Origin of the sequence: Marinobacter antarcticus (assembly GCF_011049865.1) — a bacterium.
GTDB classification, from domain to species: domain Bacteria; phylum Pseudomonadota; class Gammaproteobacteria; order Pseudomonadales; family Oleiphilaceae; genus Marinobacter; species Marinobacter antarcticus_A.
The window spans coordinates 14,182-32,259 of sequence record NZ_DRGY01000024.1 but is presented as its reverse complement, the minus strand read 5'-3'; the positions used below and the strand labels follow the sequence as shown (position 1 = coordinate 32,259).

Annotated in this window: 17 protein-coding genes; 9 read left to right on the top strand and 8 right to left on the bottom strand. The window is 53.4% G+C overall.

All coding sequences use genetic code 11. The annotated features are described in order from the left end of the window. The coding region (locus ENI00_RS02695; RefSeq protein WP_304098470.1) for a glycosyltransferase family 9 protein at window positions 1-599 on the bottom strand (599 nt) is incomplete at its 3' end. Between the two features lie 165 nt (window positions 600-764). Between ENI00_RS02695 and ENI00_RS02690 the strand changes: the two genes are divergently transcribed. The 8 genes from ENI00_RS02690 to rffA all read left to right on the top strand — a co-directional run bounded on the left by ENI00_RS02690 (window position 765) and on the right by rffA (window position 8,709). Then, window positions 765-1,538, top strand: a complete 774-nt coding sequence (locus ENI00_RS02690; protein ID WP_304098467.1) for a 3-deoxy-D-manno-octulosonic acid kinase — start codon at window positions 765-767, stop codon at window positions 1,536-1,538. A 159-nt stretch (window positions 1,539-1,697) separates the two neighbouring features. After that, window positions 1,698-2,816 (top strand): glycosyltransferase family 4 protein, encoded by a 1,119-nt coding sequence (locus ENI00_RS02685; RefSeq protein WP_304098464.1) that lies wholly within the window; start codon window positions 1,698-1,700, stop codon window positions 2,814-2,816. Then, window positions 2,817-3,884: a CDP-glycerol glycerophosphotransferase family protein gene (locus tag ENI00_RS02680; protein ID WP_304098461.1), complete on the top strand. Its 1,068-nt coding sequence runs from the start codon at window positions 2,817-2,819 to the stop codon at window positions 3,882-3,884. 82 nt (window positions 3,885-3,966) lie between these two features. After that, the gene (gene rfbB / locus ENI00_RS02675) at window positions 3,967-5,013 is read left to right on the top strand and encodes a dTDP-glucose 4,6-dehydratase (protein WP_304098459.1); all 1,047 of its coding nucleotides are present in this window, start codon (window positions 3,967-3,969) and stop codon (window positions 5,011-5,013) included. A 22-nt stretch (window positions 5,014-5,035) separates the two neighbouring features. Beyond that, window positions 5,036-5,932 (top strand): glucose-1-phosphate thymidylyltransferase RfbA, encoded by an 897-nt coding sequence (gene rfbA / locus ENI00_RS02670; RefSeq protein ID WP_304098456.1) that lies wholly within the window; start codon window positions 5,036-5,038, stop codon window positions 5,930-5,932. 39 nt (window positions 5,933-5,971) lie between these two features. Next, complete coding sequence (locus ENI00_RS02665; RefSeq protein ID WP_304098454.1) at window positions 5,972-7,015, top strand: TDP-N-acetylfucosamine:lipid II N-acetylfucosaminyltransferase; 1,044 nt, start codon at window positions 5,972-5,974, stop codon at window positions 7,013-7,015. 3 nt (window positions 7,016-7,018) lie between these two features. Further along, a complete protein-coding gene (locus ENI00_RS02660) occupies window positions 7,019-7,582 on the top strand; it encodes an acyltransferase (RefSeq protein WP_304098451.1) in 564 nt (187 codons plus the stop codon). Next, a complete protein-coding gene (rffA, locus tag ENI00_RS02655; RefSeq protein ID WP_304098448.1) occupies window positions 7,579-8,709 on the top strand; it encodes a dTDP-4-amino-4,6-dideoxygalactose transaminase in 1,131 nt (376 codons plus the stop codon). Before ENI00_RS02660 ends, rffA begins: the two co-directional genes overlap by 4 nt. Here the strand turns inward: rffA and ENI00_RS02650 are convergent. The 3 genes from ENI00_RS02650 to ENI00_RS02640 are packed head-to-tail and all read right to left on the bottom strand — an operon-like array spanning window position 8,689 to window position 12,919. After that, the gene (locus ENI00_RS02650) at window positions 8,689-10,608 is read right to left on the bottom strand and encodes a glycosyltransferase (RefSeq protein WP_304098446.1); all 1,920 of its coding nucleotides are present in this window, start codon (window positions 10,606-10,608) and stop codon (window positions 8,689-8,691) included. The two genes, rffA and ENI00_RS02650, sit on opposite strands and share 21 nt — an antisense overlap. Continuing rightward, window positions 10,602-11,507, bottom strand: a complete 906-nt coding sequence (locus ENI00_RS02645) for a lysophospholipid acyltransferase family protein (RefSeq protein ID WP_304098445.1) — start codon at window positions 11,505-11,507, stop codon at window positions 10,602-10,604. Before ENI00_RS02645 ends, ENI00_RS02650 begins: the two co-directional genes overlap by 7 nt. Further along, the gene (locus ENI00_RS02640; protein ID WP_304098443.1) at window positions 11,504-12,919 is read right to left on the bottom strand and encodes a mannose-1-phosphate guanylyltransferase/mannose-6-phosphate isomerase; all 1,416 of its coding nucleotides are present in this window, start codon (window positions 12,917-12,919) and stop codon (window positions 11,504-11,506) included. Before ENI00_RS02640 ends, ENI00_RS02645 begins: the two co-directional genes overlap by 4 nt. 133 nt (window positions 12,920-13,052) lie before the next feature. Here ENI00_RS02640 and ENI00_RS02635 point away from each other — a divergent pair, with 133 nt between their 5' ends. Then, window positions 13,053-13,853 carry a glycosyltransferase family 2 protein gene (locus tag ENI00_RS02635; protein WP_304098440.1) on the top strand — a complete coding sequence of 267 codons (801 nt, stop codon included), beginning with the start codon at window positions 13,053-13,055 and terminating at the stop codon, window positions 13,851-13,853. Between the two features lie 51 nt (window positions 13,854-13,904). Here the strand turns inward: ENI00_RS02635 and ENI00_RS02630 are convergent, their stop codons facing one another. Genes ENI00_RS02630 through lpxL form a run of 4 tightly spaced genes read right to left on the bottom strand, consistent with a single transcriptional unit; the run spans window position 13,905 to window position 17,968 of the window. Further along, window positions 13,905-14,945, bottom strand: coding sequence for a glycosyltransferase (locus ENI00_RS02630; RefSeq protein ID WP_304098438.1), 1,041 nt, complete (start codon window positions 14,943-14,945; stop codon window positions 13,905-13,907). Beyond that, complete coding sequence (locus tag ENI00_RS02625) at window positions 14,942-16,057, bottom strand: glycosyltransferase family 4 protein (protein WP_304098435.1); 1,116 nt, start codon at window positions 16,055-16,057, stop codon at window positions 14,942-14,944. The genes ENI00_RS02630 and ENI00_RS02625 overlap by 4 nt, the downstream gene beginning before the upstream one ends. After that, window positions 16,054-17,034: a mitochondrial fission ELM1 family protein gene (locus ENI00_RS02620; protein ID WP_304098432.1), complete on the bottom strand. Its 981-nt coding sequence runs from the start codon at window positions 17,032-17,034 to the stop codon at window positions 16,054-16,056. Before ENI00_RS02620 ends, ENI00_RS02625 begins: the two co-directional genes overlap by 4 nt. Next, the gene (gene lpxL / locus ENI00_RS02615; RefSeq protein ID WP_304098429.1) at window positions 17,021-17,968 is read right to left on the bottom strand and encodes an LpxL/LpxP family Kdo(2)-lipid IV(A) lauroyl/palmitoleoyl acyltransferase; all 948 of its coding nucleotides are present in this window, start codon (window positions 17,966-17,968) and stop codon (window positions 17,021-17,023) included. The genes ENI00_RS02620 and lpxL overlap by 14 nt, the downstream gene beginning before the upstream one ends. Window positions 17,969-18,078: the final 110 nt, after the last annotated feature.

Below are 18,078 nucleotides of genomic sequence, written 5' to 3'. Positions count from 1 at the left end.
CTGGCGGCATAGTCAGCCAGTTGCGCGTAGCGCTCCACTGACCAGTTGCGAAGCACATGGCTTGCGCAGGGGCTGATAATGAGATTTTTACGATCCTCCCTCAGGTGAGTCGACGCGAAACTCCGGTCAGCATCTGAAACGGGTATCACCCATCTGGCCGGCGCAGACTCAAGACCCAGCGGTGTCATAAAACTCGCAAGGCAATCCCGAACATGCTGCCTGTTGGCCGCTGGAATCCGGCGATTGATAAACAATCCATGTAAGTCTTTACTCCGTGCTTTGTCATACCCGACACGAATGTTAGCGCGAATGCAGGCAGACGCCAGGTTTGCCCTGAATGCGACCTGCATGTGCAGTAGGGCATCAAATCGTTGTCGTCTGAGCGTCCTCTGTAGCTCGGCATAACCGCGCCAACCCTTTTTTTTGTCGAACACAATGAACTCAACGCCAGGAAGATCGCCGACCAGCCGTGACTCAATTTTGCCAATAACCCAGGTGATGCGGACACCCGGACATTGGTGTTGAAGGCTGAGAACAACTGGCACAACATGGGTGACATCGCCTATCGCAGACAAGCGAAGAATGCAGACTGATTTCATCAAACCGAAATCCTGAGGGGTTTCATTAAATCGCTTTGGCCCTCCGTGGAGCTTTGCTGGCGATCATTGATAAACTTTGGAGTATTCTAACTGACTCAGCGGAAATCGTCTCAGGTCGTTCGGGGCGGTTGAAAGCGATTTTTATTCATTGTGACGAGAACCATGATGGCCGATGGTGTAAATATTTCGCGAGAGCGCAACGTTGTGTCTATAGCTCACGAGGACTATGGGAGCCTTGTGACTCCGGACTGGTTTAATCCGGACGCTTGGGGAACAGCCGCAGAGCCGGTCTCCAGCGGCGGTCGCGGGGGCGCATGGTTTGTTGAGACTGCTGACCTTTCAGCGGTGTTGAGAAGGTACTTGCGGGGTGGCCTCGTTGCAAAACTTCTTAAATCGGCCTATCTCTATCTTGGCGAAAAACGCGTTCGTTCGTTTTCTGAATTCCGGCTCCTGTTGAAGTTGCACAACGACGGCTTTCCTGTGCCCAAACCTATTGCGGCGTGCTATCAAAAAACCGCTGTGGCTTGTTACCAAAGCGCCATTCTTGTCGAGCGATTGAGGGATACTGAGCCATTGGCGGACCGTGTTGGCCATCTTTCTCTGGGCCAATGGCGATCTCTTGGCATAACGCTTCGTCGATTTCATGATGCAGGCATTTGTCATGCCGATTTGAACTGTTTCAATGTTCTGGTTCGGGAAGACGGCTTTTACCTGATTGATTTTGATAAGGGGGAGATCAAAGAAAAGCCAAAGCAGGACGCGTCTTGGAAAACCGCAAATCTTGCCAGACTTCATCGCTCCCTGAGCCGCCTGAACTGGCGACAAGCGGGTGCAGGAGATCTTGAAAGCCGATGGGCGGCACTGGAAGAGGGTTATAAAGAGGGTTTTGACGGGGGGGGCATAAAAGGACATAACGACTGCCAAGGTAACGCTGGGTGAACCGAGATTGGCTTTGTGGCTGACAAATATTTCATGAGCCGTTGTCCCCGCGACTTTCTTTTTGTCAGGCAGTAGACTGTGCCACAGAAGGATACTATGCCGTATCAGCAGCACAACGCCGTGTAACGACAATCACAACAAGAGTAAAAGGAATCGGGTTTGAGCGAAACACAGTCCCCAGAAAAACTCCCTGGCATTCTTTGTTTAACCGATAAATGTGATCGGCCAGAAAGCGAACTGTTCATCGGCCTCAAAGCGCAGGGGTTTCCCATAGGCGTTATGGCGAATCCGGATGGCGCGAATTTTGAGAGATTGAACAATGCCGGTCTGATTGTGGGTTCAATGGCGCTGCGCAATCGTTTTGACAAAGAAGGAACGGCGTCTATTCGCAAGGCGCTTGAGACCGGCAAGTACGATGTTGTGCAAGTGTTCAACCCGCGAGCGCTTGCCTGTGCGTTGCGGGCTAGCCGGGGAATGTCGGTAAAAATTGTCGCGTATCGGGGCATTATTGGCAACATCAGCTTTCTCAATCCTGAATCCTGGATTACCTTTCTTCACCCACGGGTGGACCGTATTGTCTGCGTTGCGGATGCCATTCGAGACTATCTTGCGGGCCTGCATTTTCTCTGGTTGCACTTGCCGCCCGCGAAGCTGATCACGGTTTATAAGGGCCATGATCTGGACTGGTATCAAGAGACCCCCGCGGATCTTCAAGAAGTTGGCATTCCGGAGGGGGCATTCACGGTTTGCTGTACCGGAAGGGATGTACCAAGAAAAGGCTTTGACGTGCTTGTTGATGCGCTGGCAAGCCTGCCTTCGGATGTTGTTGTTCACTTGCTACTGGTCGGCGATCTCGACCGTAACGAAGCGCTCAAGCAACAGGTTCAGGCATTGCCTCACCCCGAGCGCGTGCACTTCACCGGGTTCAGGAAGGATGCGCCTGCTCTGGCGGCGGCCAGTGATGTGTTTGTGTTGCCCTCCAAGGAGCGTGAAGGCCTGCCGCGCGCTGTCATTGAGGCCATGTCTTACGGCGTGGCGCCAGTGGTAACCGACGTTGGAGGCATGCCCGAACTTGTTGAGCACGGTATTAGCGGGCTTGTGGTGCCACCCAATGATGCGCAATCACTCAGTGATGCACTGCTTGAGCTTTATCGGGACCGGGGCCGTCTGAATCAGATAGGGCAGTGTGCACGCCAACGGATAGCGACTCATTTCCATACCTCCCGGACGGTGGAGCAGATGGGTAAAATCTATTGCGAGTTAACGGGTCAGAACTGAATGCGGCGCTACCTCTTTTTTGTGAATCAACCCTACTCCTATTCCATACTGCGGCCATTGCAAGCTGAAATCGGGCGTCGAGGCGACGAGGTTGCCTGGTTTGTTGCGGGGTGCTCAGCGGCGCCATTGAAGCCGGATGAGACGCGGCTAAAAACCGTAAAAGAGGTGGAAGCCTACGGAGCGGAGGCAACGTTTGTGCCCGGTGATTGGGTGCCCTACTTTTTCCCTGGAATAAAGGTAGAGGTGTTCCATGGGATGGCAAGAAATAAACGAGGCCACAAAAGCGAAGACGAAAGCGACCATTATCGAATTCGGGGCTGGTTTGACCTCTACTGCACCCACGCTGAAAAGGACACTGAAAAGTTTCAGGCTCTGGCGCAAGAGCTGGGGCATTTTTCAGTGGCGAAGACCGGTTGGCCCAAGCTCGACTCATTGCTCAAGGATGTGAGCGGCGGCGAACGCGCTCGCAGTGAGGGAGAGTCTCCAACCGTGTTTTTCGCTTCGACATTCAGCCGTTCGGTTACTTGCGCACCCCAGCTTGCAGATAAAATCGAGACGCTTTCGAAGAGCGGAAAATGGCGATTTATCGTGACGCTGCACCCGAAAATGGACGAGAGTACCGTTGATCGGTATCGATCAATGCAGAGCGCCAACCTGAGGTTTGTTGAAAGCGATGAGGATTTGATACCGCTTTTGCCTGAAGCCGATCTTATGTTGTGTGATACCTCATCGATCATGTTTGAATTCATGTTTCTCGAGAGGCCTGTGGTTACTTTCCGAACAAAAATGCCGGGTCCTTACCTCATTGATGTTCAGGCCATTGAGCAACTGGAGGATGGGCTGATGCTGGCCGTCCAGCGCCCCGAAGAACTTCTCGATGCACAAAAACAACTGTGTCGTGATCTTCACGGGTTTTTTGATGGGCGTTCAAGTGAGAGGGTTCTGGATGCGGTCGATCAGTTTTTGACTGAAAAAAAGCAAACGTTAAAATCCAAACCGTTGAACCTGATCAGAAAATTGAAAGTAAGACGTCGTCTTCGTAGGGAGTTGGCTAAAACGCCCCATTAGCCAAGGATACTTTCAATGACGAGAATAGAGATCAGGCTGGTTGTCGGTGATTATATATGACCCATCCTGATGGACGCGTGATATGAAAATTCTGGTAACCGGTGGCGCCGGTTTTATTGGCTCGGCGATGATCCGGTACCTCATCGCAAAAACCGATACCGAAGTAGTAAATGTTGATGTGTTGACCTACGCGGGCAATCTGGAATCACCGGATAAGGCTGCTGCCAGCGCTCGATACCGGTTTGAACAGGTCGATATTTGTGATCAGAACGCCTTGCAGGCTGTTTTCGACGCCCATCAACCAGATGCAGTGATGCATTTGGCGGCAGAGACCCATGTGGATCGCTCCATAGCCGGCCCTGCCGCGTTCATTCAAACCAACATCGTTGGCACCTGCACGTTGCTTGAAGTGGCGCGACAGCACTGGCTGGCCTTGCCAGAGCCCAGGCGAGAAGTATTTCGGTTTCATCACGTCAGCACGGACGAAGTGTACGGCGATCTTGATGCCACTGATGAGCCGTTCACCGAGATCACTCCCTATGCACCGAGTTCACCATACTCCGCCAGCAAAGCCAGCTCCGATCATTTGGTACGCGCCTGGTACAGGACTTATGGCTTACCCGTTGTTGTCAGCAACTGCTCAAACAATTACGGCCCCTTCCAGTTTCCTGAAAAGTTGATCCCGCTGATGATCCTCAACGCTTTGGCTGGCAAGCCCTTACCGGTCTACGGTGATGGCCTTCAGGTTCGCGATTGGTTGTTTGTCGAGGACCACGTTGAGGCGCTTTACGCGGTGCTGAGAGATGGCAAGCTAGGCGATACCTACAACATTGGCGGGCAAAGTGAGAAAACCAACCTTGAAGTAGTGCACTGTGTGTGCCGCTGCCTCGACGAATTGGTTGAAAACAAGCCCGCCGGCCTGTCTACTTTCAAGGAGCTGATTTCTCATGTAACGGATCGGCCGGGGCACGATCGCCGCTATGCGGTTGACATCGAAAAAATCGGCCGTGAGTTGCTCTGGCAGCCCAGAGAAACCTTTGATTCCGGTATTCGGCAAACGGTCAGCTGGTATTTGGCTAACCTGAACTGGTGCCATCGAATTCTGGAAAGATCCGACAATAAACACTGACACTCGGCAAAGTTGAGCGATTATGAAGGGTATTATTCTCGCCGGCGGCACTGGCTCCCGTCTGTTTCCGATCACCATGGGCGTGTCCAAACAGCTCCTGCCTATCTATGACAAGCCCATGATCTATTACCCGCTGTCGGTTTTGATGTTGGCGGGTATCAATGACATTTTAATCATTACCACACCCGAGGATGCCCCGGCATTCAAACGCTTATTGGGGGATGGCAAAAGGTTCGGGATTAAGCTGAGTTACGAAACCCAGAAAAATCCCGACGGCTTAGCTCAGGCATTTCTGATTGGCGAAACGTTTATTGGCTCCTCGGATGTTTGCCTGGTTCTTGGTGACAACATTTTTTATGGGCAAGGTTTTACGCCTATGTTGAAAAATGCGGTGCGCCAACTCCAACAGAAACGCGGCGCGATGATTTTCGGGTATCAGGTCAAAACGCCTCGGGATTTCGGGGTTATAGAGTTCGATAGCGAGATGCAAGCGGTCTCGCTGGAGGAAAAACCCGAGCATCCCAAATCAAATTTTGCGGTAACGGGGCTTTATTTTTACGACAATCGGGTGGTGGAAATAGCCAAAAAAGTAGCTCCTTCAACTCGGGGAGAACTGGAAATAACGGCTATCAATAATGCGTACCTTGAAGAGGCGTCGCTGGCCGTTCAGCTCCTCGGGCGCGGGTTTGCGTGGCTGGATACCGGTACGCACGGAACGCTTCTGGAAGCGGCACAATTTGTTGAAACCATTGAAAAGCGTCAGGGTTTTAAGATTGCCTGCCTTGAAGAAATCGCGTGGCGTAATGGCTGGTTGGATAACGCTGGCATGCTCAGCGCCGCCGCGTTTTATGCGAAAAGCGGTTATGGGGCGTACATACGGGAATTGGTCGACGAATCTGCTACATTAGGCACTCGATAAGTTAGGAATTTGGTAGGTTGAACAGGAGCAGTGCGCCCGTTGAGCAAGCAAAAAGTTCTGCACATTTGTCGGGCGGAGAAGTTCATTCCACCGTTTGTTGATTTGGTGCAGGCTAATTTTGATCCGGAACTGCATGAATTCGTCATTTTTGGTGATCATAATAAATTCAGTACCGCGGGCCGTTCCGGTGTTCATCGGGTAGGCAAGGGCCCGGTCGAGAAAACCGCTGCGAAAGCTCGGTTGATCGTTCAAATGCATCGTGCCGATCGGATTATTCTCCACGGATTGTTCACTCGTGCCGTCACCCATATGCTTTTTCTGATGCCCTGGTTGCTGAAAAAAACTTACTGGGTCATCTGGGGCAACGATCTCTACGGCAAGAGAGAGGCAGATGCACAACCCGGTCTGAAGAATATCTCCAGACGGTTTGTTATTAAACACCTGGGGCATCTCGTCAGCCATGTGCCCGGCGATATTGAGCTCGCAAGGGAGTGGTACGGCGCTGGCGGTATGTCCCATCATTGCCTGATGTATACCTCCAATGTGTTTTCGGAGTCGGAAGTCGTCGAGCAAAAAACCGGTTTTGTCGAGATTCAGGTGGGCAATTCTGCCGATCCCAGTAACAATCATCTTGAAGTGTTCGAAAAACTTGCGGCTCTGCGTGCCGACAATTTTCGTGTGCTTGTGCCTCTCTCCTATGGTGACCAACACTATGCCCGGCGAGTGATTGACGAAGGAAAAAAGCGGTTCGGAGAGCGGTTTGTGCCTCTCATCGATTTTTTGCCTCCCGATCAGTATCAGGCGTTTCTTGCCACTATCGATATCGCCATTTTCAATCACAATCGTCAGCAGGGGCTAGGCAATCTGATATCGCTTCTTGGTATGGGCAAAAAAGTCTATCTGCGGCGTGATATCTCAACCGCCAATGTGCTGGATTCACTGAAGATTGAGTGGTTTGATGTTGAAAACATCGATTTGTCTCGGATGCCGGAGCTTTCAGGGAAAAGCAACGCACGGTTGATCCGCCACGTGTATTCAAAACCCAACCTGATCGCGCAACTTGATGACCTTTTTAAGGGGTGAGTAATGGCCTACCTTTCGGAAAACGCGCTCAAGGAAATGAATTTCAAGAGCCTGGGTCGGGGTGTCAAGATAAGCGACAAGGCAAGTATCTATGACGCGGAGCAAATGTATATTGGCGATTTCTCCCGGGTTGATGATTTCTGCGTTCTGTCGGGCAAGATTTCCATCGGTCGTTATTGTCATGTAACGCCCATGTGCCTGATTGCTGGCGGGCAGCCAGGTGTGGAGATCCGGGATTTTTGCACCCTGGCCTATGGCGTAAAGGTTTTTTCCCAGTCTGATGACTATTCGGGGGAGACAATGGTCAGCTCTCTTGTTCCTAAAAAATACAAGCGAGAGTTTTTTGCATCGGTGTTGATCGAGCGACAGGTCATAGTGGGTGCTAATTCGATTATATTGCCCGGCGTAACAGTCGCAGAAGGTTGTGCAATCGGCGCTATGACTCTTGTCATAAAAACCACAGAGCCTTGGGGAATGTATGTTGGTAGCCCTGCAACGTGGTTAAAGGCGAGAAAGAAAGATCTGAATGAACTTGAACAAAGATTTCTAGAGGAAGAAGGCAGGTGATCCCTTTCAACCGCCCTCCCTCAACGGGCACCGAATCGCGCTACATTGAAGAGGCGTTAACCCAAGGAAAACTCTCTGGCGATGGCCCGTTCAGCCAGCTCTGTCAGCGGTGGTTTGAACGTCGGTTGGGTTGTGAACGGGCATTTTTGACGCCCTCCTGTACCCATGCCCTCGAGATGGCCGCCCTGTTGATTGACGTGAAGCCAGGCGATGAAATTATCATGCCCAGCTACACCTTTGTCAGTACCGCGAACGCGTTTGTTCTTCGCGGCGCGCGCATTGTATTCGTGGATATTCGCCCGGACACCATGAACATTGATGAGACCCTCATAGAGCCGGCGATTACCGAAAAAACACGAGCTATTGTGCCTGTGCATTACGCCGGGGTCGGGTGTGAGATGGACCCGATTATGGCGTTGGCTAATCGTTATGGGCTTTATGTTATCGAAGACGCCGCCCAAGGCATGATGTCCACATACAAGGACCGCCCGTTGGGCACAATCGGCCATCTGGGCGCGTTCAGTTTTCACGAAACCAAGAACTATACCAGCGGCGGTGAGGGTGGCCTGCTCATCGTCAACGATGCGAGTTTCACCAACCGTGCCGAAATCATTCGGGAAAAGGGCACCAACCGCAGTCAGTTTTTCCGGGGCATGGTCGATAAATACAGCTGGGTAGGAGTGGGCAGCAGCTATCTACCCTCTGAGCTTCAGGCGGCCTATCTCTGGGCGCAGTTAAATCTGGCCGAGCAGATTCGTGATAACCGTCTGGCGATTTGGAATGGCTATCACCGGGCTTTCAAATTACTGATTTCAAGAGGCGTTGTCGAAGGCCCAGCGCTGCCAGCGGCTAGTGCGCACAACGCCCATATGTATTTTCTGAAAGTCCGCGATCTGGAAGAACGAACAACTCTGATTGACCATCTCAAGCAATCCGGTGTCATGGCCGTTTTTCATTATGTTCCTCTGCACGCCACGCCGTTTGGCCAGACCATGGGGCGATTCCACGGCGAGGAGCGATTTACCAGCCAGGAGAGTGAGCGCCTGGTGCGCCTGCCGGTCTGGTACGGCATGTCAGTTGAAGAACAGGAACAGGTTATTCAGTCGCTACTGGCCTTCTTCGATTGACGTGCGGTTTTTTCGTTTTGGGTTTAACGTCCATAAGCCTGCGTACTTGTTAAAGGTCACCTGCGCGTAAGTGATCGCTGTCAGATAGCCCACCGCGCCGTCGAGAAACCCGAACCGGATAAAGTACACCTGCACAAAGGTCATTAACCCTCTGAGGGTAGGGTAGATCATGGTGCGCGTTTTCTTGCCCTTCCGATGCTTTTCCAGCGATCCCAGCCACGCGTATTTAGCGCTTTTCTCCAATGAGTGGCCAAAGTCCCTGTGTGTGTAGTGGGTCAGGCGTCCACGCAGCGTTCGAGTTTTTCGCCCCTCTGGAATCAGGATCCGTTCGTGAACCAGAGCGTCGGAAAACCGAACACCCTCCCGCCGGAACAGCCTCAAAGGTGCCCGGCCACTGCGGCCGAAATCCAGTCGGGCGCCATAGATAGTGACCGCCCAGGGGAGCTTGTAGGCATCTGCGTCCGGCTCCGCAAGCCGGTGATTGATTTCATGGGCCAGTTCCGGCGTGATGCGTTCATCCGCGTCCAGCGACAGCACCCAATCGCCCGTGGCTTTTTCCAGAGCTCTTTGTTTCTGAACGCCAAAGCCGGGCCAGTCAGTGACTTCAAGGATGTCTGCATACTGCCTTGCAATCTCAACGGTTCTGTCTGTGCTTCCGCTATCCAGAACGATAATCTCGTCGGCAACCAGCCGCGCCGATTTCAGACAATCGGCGATGTGGTCTTCCTCATTCATCGTGATAATGGTGGCTGATACGGTTCTTCTGCGTTGTCGCACGTAAGAAGCGCTCAGCTCATTGAGCATTGCTGCGGCAATACCGGCAACGCAAAGCAGGTAAAATGTCAGGTACAGAGTTCGGTTAAAGGTAGCTTCTGTCAGCCCGAAAAGCAGATAACCAACGCTGACCATGGAGCCTGCCGCTGCGAGATGTGCGGTGGCGATGTGAGTGCTGAACAGGTGCCGTGCGAACACTGACAGGGGTATAAAGATCAGTAGCGCCCAGCTTAAAATGCCGGGAATACCGCGGGTAGCGGCAGCGTTGAGCAGGTCATTTTCTGCGAACATGCGCCAAGCCTGCCCCCACACGTCCATTCGGATAGTGATGCCGGAATCCAGAGCGTCATTTTGCCAAAACCCTTCGAGTTGAGCAAACACGCGATCGTTGGTTGCGATGGCGGTCATCAGCAATAAGGGGATTGCGATCAAGCCAACGATGCGCCGTTTTTTGCTAAGCAGTGGCACCAGAAGAAGCAAAAGAAATGGCAGGGCAATCAGATTGCTCCGGGTTTGCGAGAGCATGGCGACAGCGGCCGCTCCTGTCCCTATCACAATAAGAAGAAGGGCAAGGGGGCGTCGTTCGCTGTGGTAGAAAAACAGCCCGCCTGTCAGAGCGAGAGCGCCGCCGAGTAATGCGATATTTCCAAAGCTGACAGGGTTTATGCCACCGCCAAAGCGGCTGCTCAAAAACACGGCTAAAGAGCCCGGGTTTGCGATCAGCGCCGAGCCTAGCAAGCCTATGATAACAGCGGCCATCAGCCCGGCTCCGGCGAATACTGTGTTTGCGCTCAGCCTTGTATAGCTGAATGCAATAATCAGGGGCCAGAACAAAACAAAGCGGGCATGGGTGCCAAGGGTCTTGCTGCCCTCATAGCTGAAACCTTCAAGTGCCCACGAGCAAACGCTCACGAGTACAAAGAACCAGAAAGCAAAATGTAATAAGCGTAGCTCTTTGGGCTTATCCCAACCCGCTTGATAGAGGGATTTTCGGTAGCTGGTCGCAAAGCCGATCATCGCAAGCAACAGGGTTGCACCCGCCAAAATGCTGGACGAAAGAAGTGCGCCTGCGATACCGAGCACAAAAAGCAGGTGGACAGGCTTTTTGAGTTGATTGTTCAGCATACCCGGTCCGGGTTGTAGGGATTAATTTCGCCCGCGGGTCGATGGCGCATGCGCTTGTATTCCCATTGATACTGCTCGGGAATGTTCCGAATGCACTGCTCGATAGACTGATTCATGGCGGTTGTTGCTGCCACGGTGTCTTTGCTGTCCAGGCCCGGCTCGGTTTGGCGTACCACAATCCGAAAACCTTCGCCGTTCTCCAGCCTCTCGGCGTAGGTCATCAGCACCTTGGCACCGGTGCGCTGCATGAGCTTCGATACCAGTGTCATGGTTTTGACTTCCATGCCAAAAAACGGAGCAAAAGCGTTGCCTTTGCCACGAGGGGACTGATCAGGAAGAATGCCGGCAACACCGCCTTCCCGAAGAATCCCGGTGAGCCTTACCAAACCCCGCCTGTCGCCCCGCACGAGTTCGGAGCCAAGTCGCCCCCGGACCTGAGTCATGTAGTCCTCGAATTCCGGCATATTCGGCGGGCTGTACAACGCGGCCATTTTGTAGCGGGATGAAAAAAACAACCCCGCCAGTTCCCAGTTCCCGAGGTGCGGCGCAAGCAGGATCAGCCCGCTGCCGTCAGCCAAGGCTTCGTCGATCAGCTCAAGCCCCTTTGTTTCCCGAACCAGGCCAAGACACTTTTCAACCGGCCACTCCCACATCAGCGGAATTTCAAGCATTGCCATTCCGGTGTGCACCAAAGACTCTTTTGCCATGGCGGCGCGAGCTGGTTGCGACAATTCAGGCAGGCAAATAGCGAGGTTGATGTCGGTGACCTCACGAGGCTTGACCGGCAGTTTCCACATAGCCAAACCTACAAGTTTGCCAATCCTTTGCGCGCTTGCCAGCGAGAGGCAGCCCGCGATGCGCAGAAAACCTGCAACAAAAAAATACTTCAGCTTGCTCATTTTCTACCGTACCGGTCCTCGTATCTGACAATATCATCCTCTCCAAGATAGGAGCCGGATTGCACTTCGATCAGTTCCAGATCAATAACCCCCGGATTTTCCAGGGAGTGTACCTGGCCTATGGGGATGTATGTGGACTGGTTTTCGGTAACCAGATAGGTTTTTTCGCCGTTGGTTACCCGCGCTGTGCCGCTGACAACAATCCAGTGCTCAGCGCGATGGTGATGCATCTGAACCGAGAGCTTTGCTCCGGGCTTTACGGTGATTCGCTTTACCTGATAGCGAAGGCCGCTGTCGATGGAGTCATAAACACCCCAAGGGCGGTAAACTTCACGATGATTCATATGCTCGTGCCGGCCATCACTGCGAATTTTCTCAACCACAGCTTTTACGTCCTGCACCTTGTCTTTGTGAGCGACAAGAACGGCGTCTTTGGTCTCGATTATGACGAGATCGTCGACGCCAATGGTCGCTACCAGGCGACTCTCTGCGCGCACAAGCGTGTTGTGGGTCTGGTGGGCTATCACGTCGCCGGTGAGGCTGTTTCCATTTATGTCTTTGTTGCTGACATCCCAAAGCGCCGACCAGGATCCGATGTCGCTCCATCCTGCGTCCAGTGCGATAACCGCCGCGTGCTCGGTTTTTTCCATGACGGCATAGTCCACGGATTCAGAGGGACAACTTGCGAACAGTTCCGAATTCACCCGTATAAAGTGAAGATCCGCATGGGTATCTGCCATTGCGGCGCGGCAGGTAGAGAGGATGTCAGGGCGGTGTAACTCCAGCTCCGCCAGATATTGACGGGCGCCAAACAGGAACATGCCGCTGTTCCAGAGGTACTCTCCAGACGCAAGATACGTGTTGGCGGTCTGAAGGTCCGGCTTTTCCACAAAACCGTCCACGGAGTAGCAATCCGCGGCGAGTTCACGGCCGCGATGTATATAGCCGTATCCGGTTTCCGGTTGATGGGGAACAATTCCGAAGGTTACGAGCTTGCCTTCTCTGGCCAGGGGTACAGCCTTTGCGACACCCTGCTGGAACGCCTTCACATCCTGGATCAGATGATCGGCAGCAAGAACCAGCATAAGCGGGTCGTCGCCATCGGCGCTCTCGCACAGCTGAAGTGCGGCCAGCGCAATGGCGGGCGCCGTATTGCGACCGCAGGGTTCAAGAATGATGCGGCTGTTTTCATGGCCAGACTGCCGCATTTGTTCTGCTGCCAGAAAGCGATGCTCTTCGTTGCAGATCAGAAGAGGCTTTTCGGCTTCCATTCCGTCAAGTCGGCTCACGGTCGATTGAAGCATCGAGAGCGGGCCGTCTGTCAGCTTAAGAAACTGCTTTGGGTTCAGCTGTCGTGACAGCGGCCAAAGTCGCGAGCCGGTACCGCCAGCCATAATGACGGGGTGAATCATGAGTTTACTCCGGGCCTGAGTTTGTGAGATCTAGGGAAAAGCACCAACCGTTAATGAATTACTTTATCATACTGGCATCGTAATAATGACCGGCCTGTGGCTTGAGTCGACTGTGTTGATGTCAGGAGCTGTGATGAAGTTACCCCTATCTGTTTATTACATTACCCAGAACGAAGAGATGAGGCTTCCGGAGTCACTGGCAAGGGTGATTGGCTGGGTTGACGAAGTCATTGTCGTAGACTCTGGAAGCACTGACAAAACCCGAGACATTGTGGAAATGGCGGGAGCCCGGTTTGTACACAATGATTGGCAGGGTTTCGCTTGCCAAAAGGCCTTTGCCGCAAGCCTTTGCCGGAATGAGTGGGTTCTTGATCTCGACGCCGATGAAGTGTTGTCGGATGAACTTGTGGACAACATCAAGTCGCTTTTCGGCGCGCCCATCCCGGTGGATGTCGCGGGTTTTAAAATGCGCTGGGTGTTGTCACAACCGAACCCCGGGCATCCTTTCAAACATGATAAAAACAAGAAAATCTTGCGCCTGTACAACCGGGAAAGAGCGGCGATAGAGCCAGAGAAGGATAGCAACAATGATCGCCCCCAGGTGAGGGAAGGGAAAGTGCTCTACCTGAAGGGGGATGTGCTTCACAGAACGCTTATATCGCTCGAGCAAATGGAAAGAAAATACTGCCAGCTCTCCTCAGAGCAGGCCCGGTATATGGCAGCAAAAGGCCGAAAGATCTCCGCTGGGCGATTGTATGTGGAGTTTCCTCTCAAGTTTCTAAAATATTATCTGGTTCATCGGCAAGTTTTGAACGGCTGGTTCGGGTTCAGCGTGTCGATCACCGCGGCGAATAGAAACTTTATGAGGTTGGCCAAGGCAAAAGAGCTGCAGATGCTGGCGGAGATAAACGGCGAGAACCCGATAGAAAACTGATTCTGGGATTGCCCAAGACGCTAACGATGAGTCACCGCGAGAATGGTGAGATCAGTTCGCTGTTTTTTTGCGGAGAAGCTGGTAATAAAAATCCGCTGTGAGATTCGTCATTGCCTCCAGTGTCAGCTCTTGCGAAGCACGCTCAAAGCATACGTTCTGGCTGTTTTTCAGGCCCTCCAGGTCTGCGAGCCGCTCTGATAGCAGGGTCTGAAGTGCGCCGGGATCTGTCGACGCAGCCAGGCTATCCGCCGGAAGAAGATCAAGTGCACCGTTAACGGGCGTTGACAGCACAGGGCAGCGTGCCAGCAAAGCTTCGACCAGTGTGTAGGGAAAGCCCTCGCGCCCTGAACTGATAACGCATACCGATGCGTGCTGAAGCCAGGCCGCGGGATTGTCCTCGTGGCCGGGCAGTTTTATGAAGCCGCGGGCGTTCAGGCGTTCGATTTGTGACCTTAGCGCATCGGCCTCTGAGCCGTTCCCCAGAATATACAACGGCAGTTGGGGCTTGAGTGTCGCCCAGGCCGCAATCAGGTTGTCGAATTGTTTAACCGGCTCAAGGCGGCCGATAGCCAGTGCAAAGTCCTGGCTTTCGGGTATTCGATGGGTCGTTATTGCGCTGTTGCCATGAGGCCTGATTCCATTGTGAATCAGCTTTGTGTCGGGATGCGTTAGCGCCTGTTGGATGCCTTTGCTCACGGCGATAACGCCGTCGAGTTTGTCGAAGTCCTTGTGGCTGGATTTGGTACCGTGGAGAGTGCCCAATGTCACGCTCCCCGGTTTTCCTTCGCCCGACAGCATTGCGGCTGCTTTATTGCCTTGGGCGTGGAGGACGTTGGGCGATAATTCCCGGAGAATTTTGCGCAAACGCCACTTGAGCAAGGGGTTCCGTCTACCCCATTGAACCGGTAAAGGATGGAAGTGAATCGTGTTTGAAAAGCGATTCTGGTATTCCGGGTGAGCAAGAACGTGCACTTTATGGCCGCGACGTACAAGCTCCTCCGAAAGGTCGGCAGTGTGCTTTTCCATGCCGCCCCAGTTGCCTCCCGGAGTGGCGATAAGTTGAACAACGGTGAGGCAGTCTGGTGCGCTCATGAAGATGGCGGCGCTTTGCCAAGGACCTTGAGGTAAACCTCCAGTGTCGACTCGGTTTGGGCCTGCAGGCGGAACCTGAAAGGAATCTCGATGTGCGGTGTTTTATGGCTCAACAGCCGGAGCGATACCCGGGCGAATTCCCGGGTGTCATCCGGTGCAACAAGCCCGTCGCGAAAGCACGCCTGTAATGTTTCAGCGGCCCCGCCCCGGTTAAACGCCACAACAGGCGTGCCGGATGACAGTGCTTCGGTCACTGTGCGACCGAAGGGCTCAGGTTTTGTCGACATGTGGCAGACCAGATCGGAGAATACGTAAAGCTCTGCCATGTCCTCTCGTTGTCCCAGGAAGGTGACCTTGTCGGTTAATCCGAGTTTTGCACGACGCTGCTCAAGCTCCCCCATAAAACGCCCTTTGCCAGGTTCCACTCCGCCCACAACAATGCCGTGGCAGTCAGGTTTCTGGCGGATAATTTCTGCCATTGCCTCCAAAAACTGAAGCTGGCCTTTCCAGCGGGAAATACGCCCTGGCATCATCACAATGCGCTTGTTCTCAAGCTCGGGAAACTCCGCAAACAGGGTCTTTCGCCATGTTTCGCTTAGCTGCCGGTTTTGAAAGTAATCCACATCCACGCCGCGCTGTATCACGGTCAGCTTGTGTTCCGGAACCTCAAAATTCTGCAGAACGTAATCGCGCACGCAGTTTGAAACCGCAATCATGTGATCTGATTTCGCCATAACGGCGCTGTATGCGTTAACGGAATACATGCCATGAAAACTTGCAACAATGGCCGGCCGCTGATGCATCGGTAACCCTCGCAATGCCAGGCGTACAATCCAGGCCGGCATGCGCGAGCGGACATGAATGATATCTGGCTGCAATTGCTGAATCAGTTTGCGCATGGGTCGAATTTGGCCGAACGATGCAAGGGATTTGCGATGAACCGGCATCTCGATGTGTGTTGAGCCCTGCGCTTGCAGACGATCTGCCAATGGGCCGCCGCTGGAAACCACAAAAGATTCGTGGCCCTGTCTTATCAGGTCAGATGCAAATTCCACGGTGCCCCGTTCTACACCGCCGCTGTAAAGGGCCGGCAGTGTTTGAAGAATTCTCAAGTCGTCTTCCTCTTGTGTCTTTTTTGCACGGTACCTTTTCCGGGAGAAAGCCAGCGCTGAATGACCCACTGCGCTGCCCGATCTGCCTCCCAAAGAGTTGTCTCCTGGCCAATGTTGCCACCCATTACCGTAGCATGATCGCTCCAGCGAGCTACATACCCCGTTTGGACTAACTGCTGCACGCCGCTGGCGACCCGACTGCCTGGGCGTTCAGATAGATGGAACAGCCCGGTTGGCACTCGGGATGTTGCAGCCTCGCACACCATCGACATGCTGTCCGGAGTTACCCAGATGGCTTTCGATGCGGCAACGCGATGGCCCAGCCAGTCTTCATGGGTGTTGTCGGGATTGACCACGGTGATCCGGGTGCTTGAAAGCTCATCAAGCCTCGCCCTGAGAGCTTCCGGCGTTCGCCTTGAGCCACTGATGGTCCAGCGCCACTGTGGGTATTCGTCGATCAGATGGGTGATTTGCCCGAACACAACGTCATCGTCCCAATCGAAATGTGGAGAGGGGCCGCCCAGTAACACCAGGGCCTCCGGCTTGTCGGTAATTTGGGCAAGGGGCGTAACGGTGTTGATGACGCCGTTTATGACCAGAGTATCGAGGTTTTGTGCAACGCCATCATGGGCAGGAATAATTGAGCCGTTGATCCACGTGCGGGGAAACCACGGCTTCATGATAACCAGGGTTTTTGCGTTTCTGAGCCGCCGCAAAGCGAGCAGCAGCCTTTGGGTGCTCGAGCCTGCCGCGATGATCAGGTTCGGGCGGGGAAGTGATGTATCCAGCGCCGGCGGCATTCCCAACAGTGCGCGCCACAATGGAACGCGGATGTCGTTAGCGTTTATCCAAGACAGGCTGGCGCCGGCTTTTACACGCAGTCGATTTCCCAGGCCTTTCAGTTGGTTCCGATGCCCGGGTTTGTTGTCTGTGAGCAACCATATTACAGGTGCCGTTGATGCTTTATTTGTCGCCATAAAAGCCCGGGTCGTTTATGTCTGGTCGCGTTTTGAAGCGCCGGTGCATCCATAAATACTGGTCTGGCGCGCGCCTTATCTCCCGCTCTAATATCTGGTTGATCAGGGTTGCGTCTTGCAGATCATCACCGCTTGGAAACGATTTCAGGGGCGGGTGAAAATAAATGTCGTAACCGGGTTTGTCCTCTCGTCGGAAGTGGCTGAACGGAACGACCTTGCAATGACTGTGCGCGGCTATCCGCGACGTTGCGGTAATTGTGCCGGCCTGAATGCCAAAAAACGGCGCAAACACAATGTCTTTGCGGCCATAATCCTGGTCAGTTGCGTACCATACGGTGCGGTTATTTCGAAGGCTCCGGAACAAGCCGCGAAGATCCCTGGCTCCGAGAACCGATTTATACCGACGCTCCCGCGCCCGGGTCATAATGGCATTCATAAGCGGATTGTTGTGATCCCGTTGCATCACGTCCGCTTCAATATATTCCGTAATCAGGCTACCGCCCAGGTCTAACGTGCTGTAATGGCCGCCCAACAGAAGAACGCCTTTGCCTTCAGCCAAGGCATTGTCCAGATGCTCCTTGCCGTGAACGTCCGTTATGTTGGTGAGCTTTGCCGGGTCTCGAAACCATGCGACACCCAGCTCAATCAAGCCAATCCCATTCGCAATAAACGTGTTGCGAACCAGCGCGCTTTGCTGCGCCTGATTGAATTCGGCAAAGCACAGCCGGATGTTGACTTCGGCTATGTGGCGGCGTCGGCTGGCAAAACGCCAGGCAAGCAGGCCCGCCTGCTTGCCGAGCCACCATTGAAAACGAATGGGAAGCTGCGCGACGCACCACATAATTGCGATTCCAGCCCAGGTTGGCCACCAGCGAGGATGACGATAAACGGAATAGTCTGTATTGCGAGGCTGCTTGCGGTGTTTCTTCGTCACTTGAAACAGATCCTGAGCGGTCGATGAATAAAGGCCAGGCTATGGTGCCCGGCAAGATCAGTCGGAAGCAAATTAACAGGGGGTGGGGTATGATACCGCACTGGTTTGCC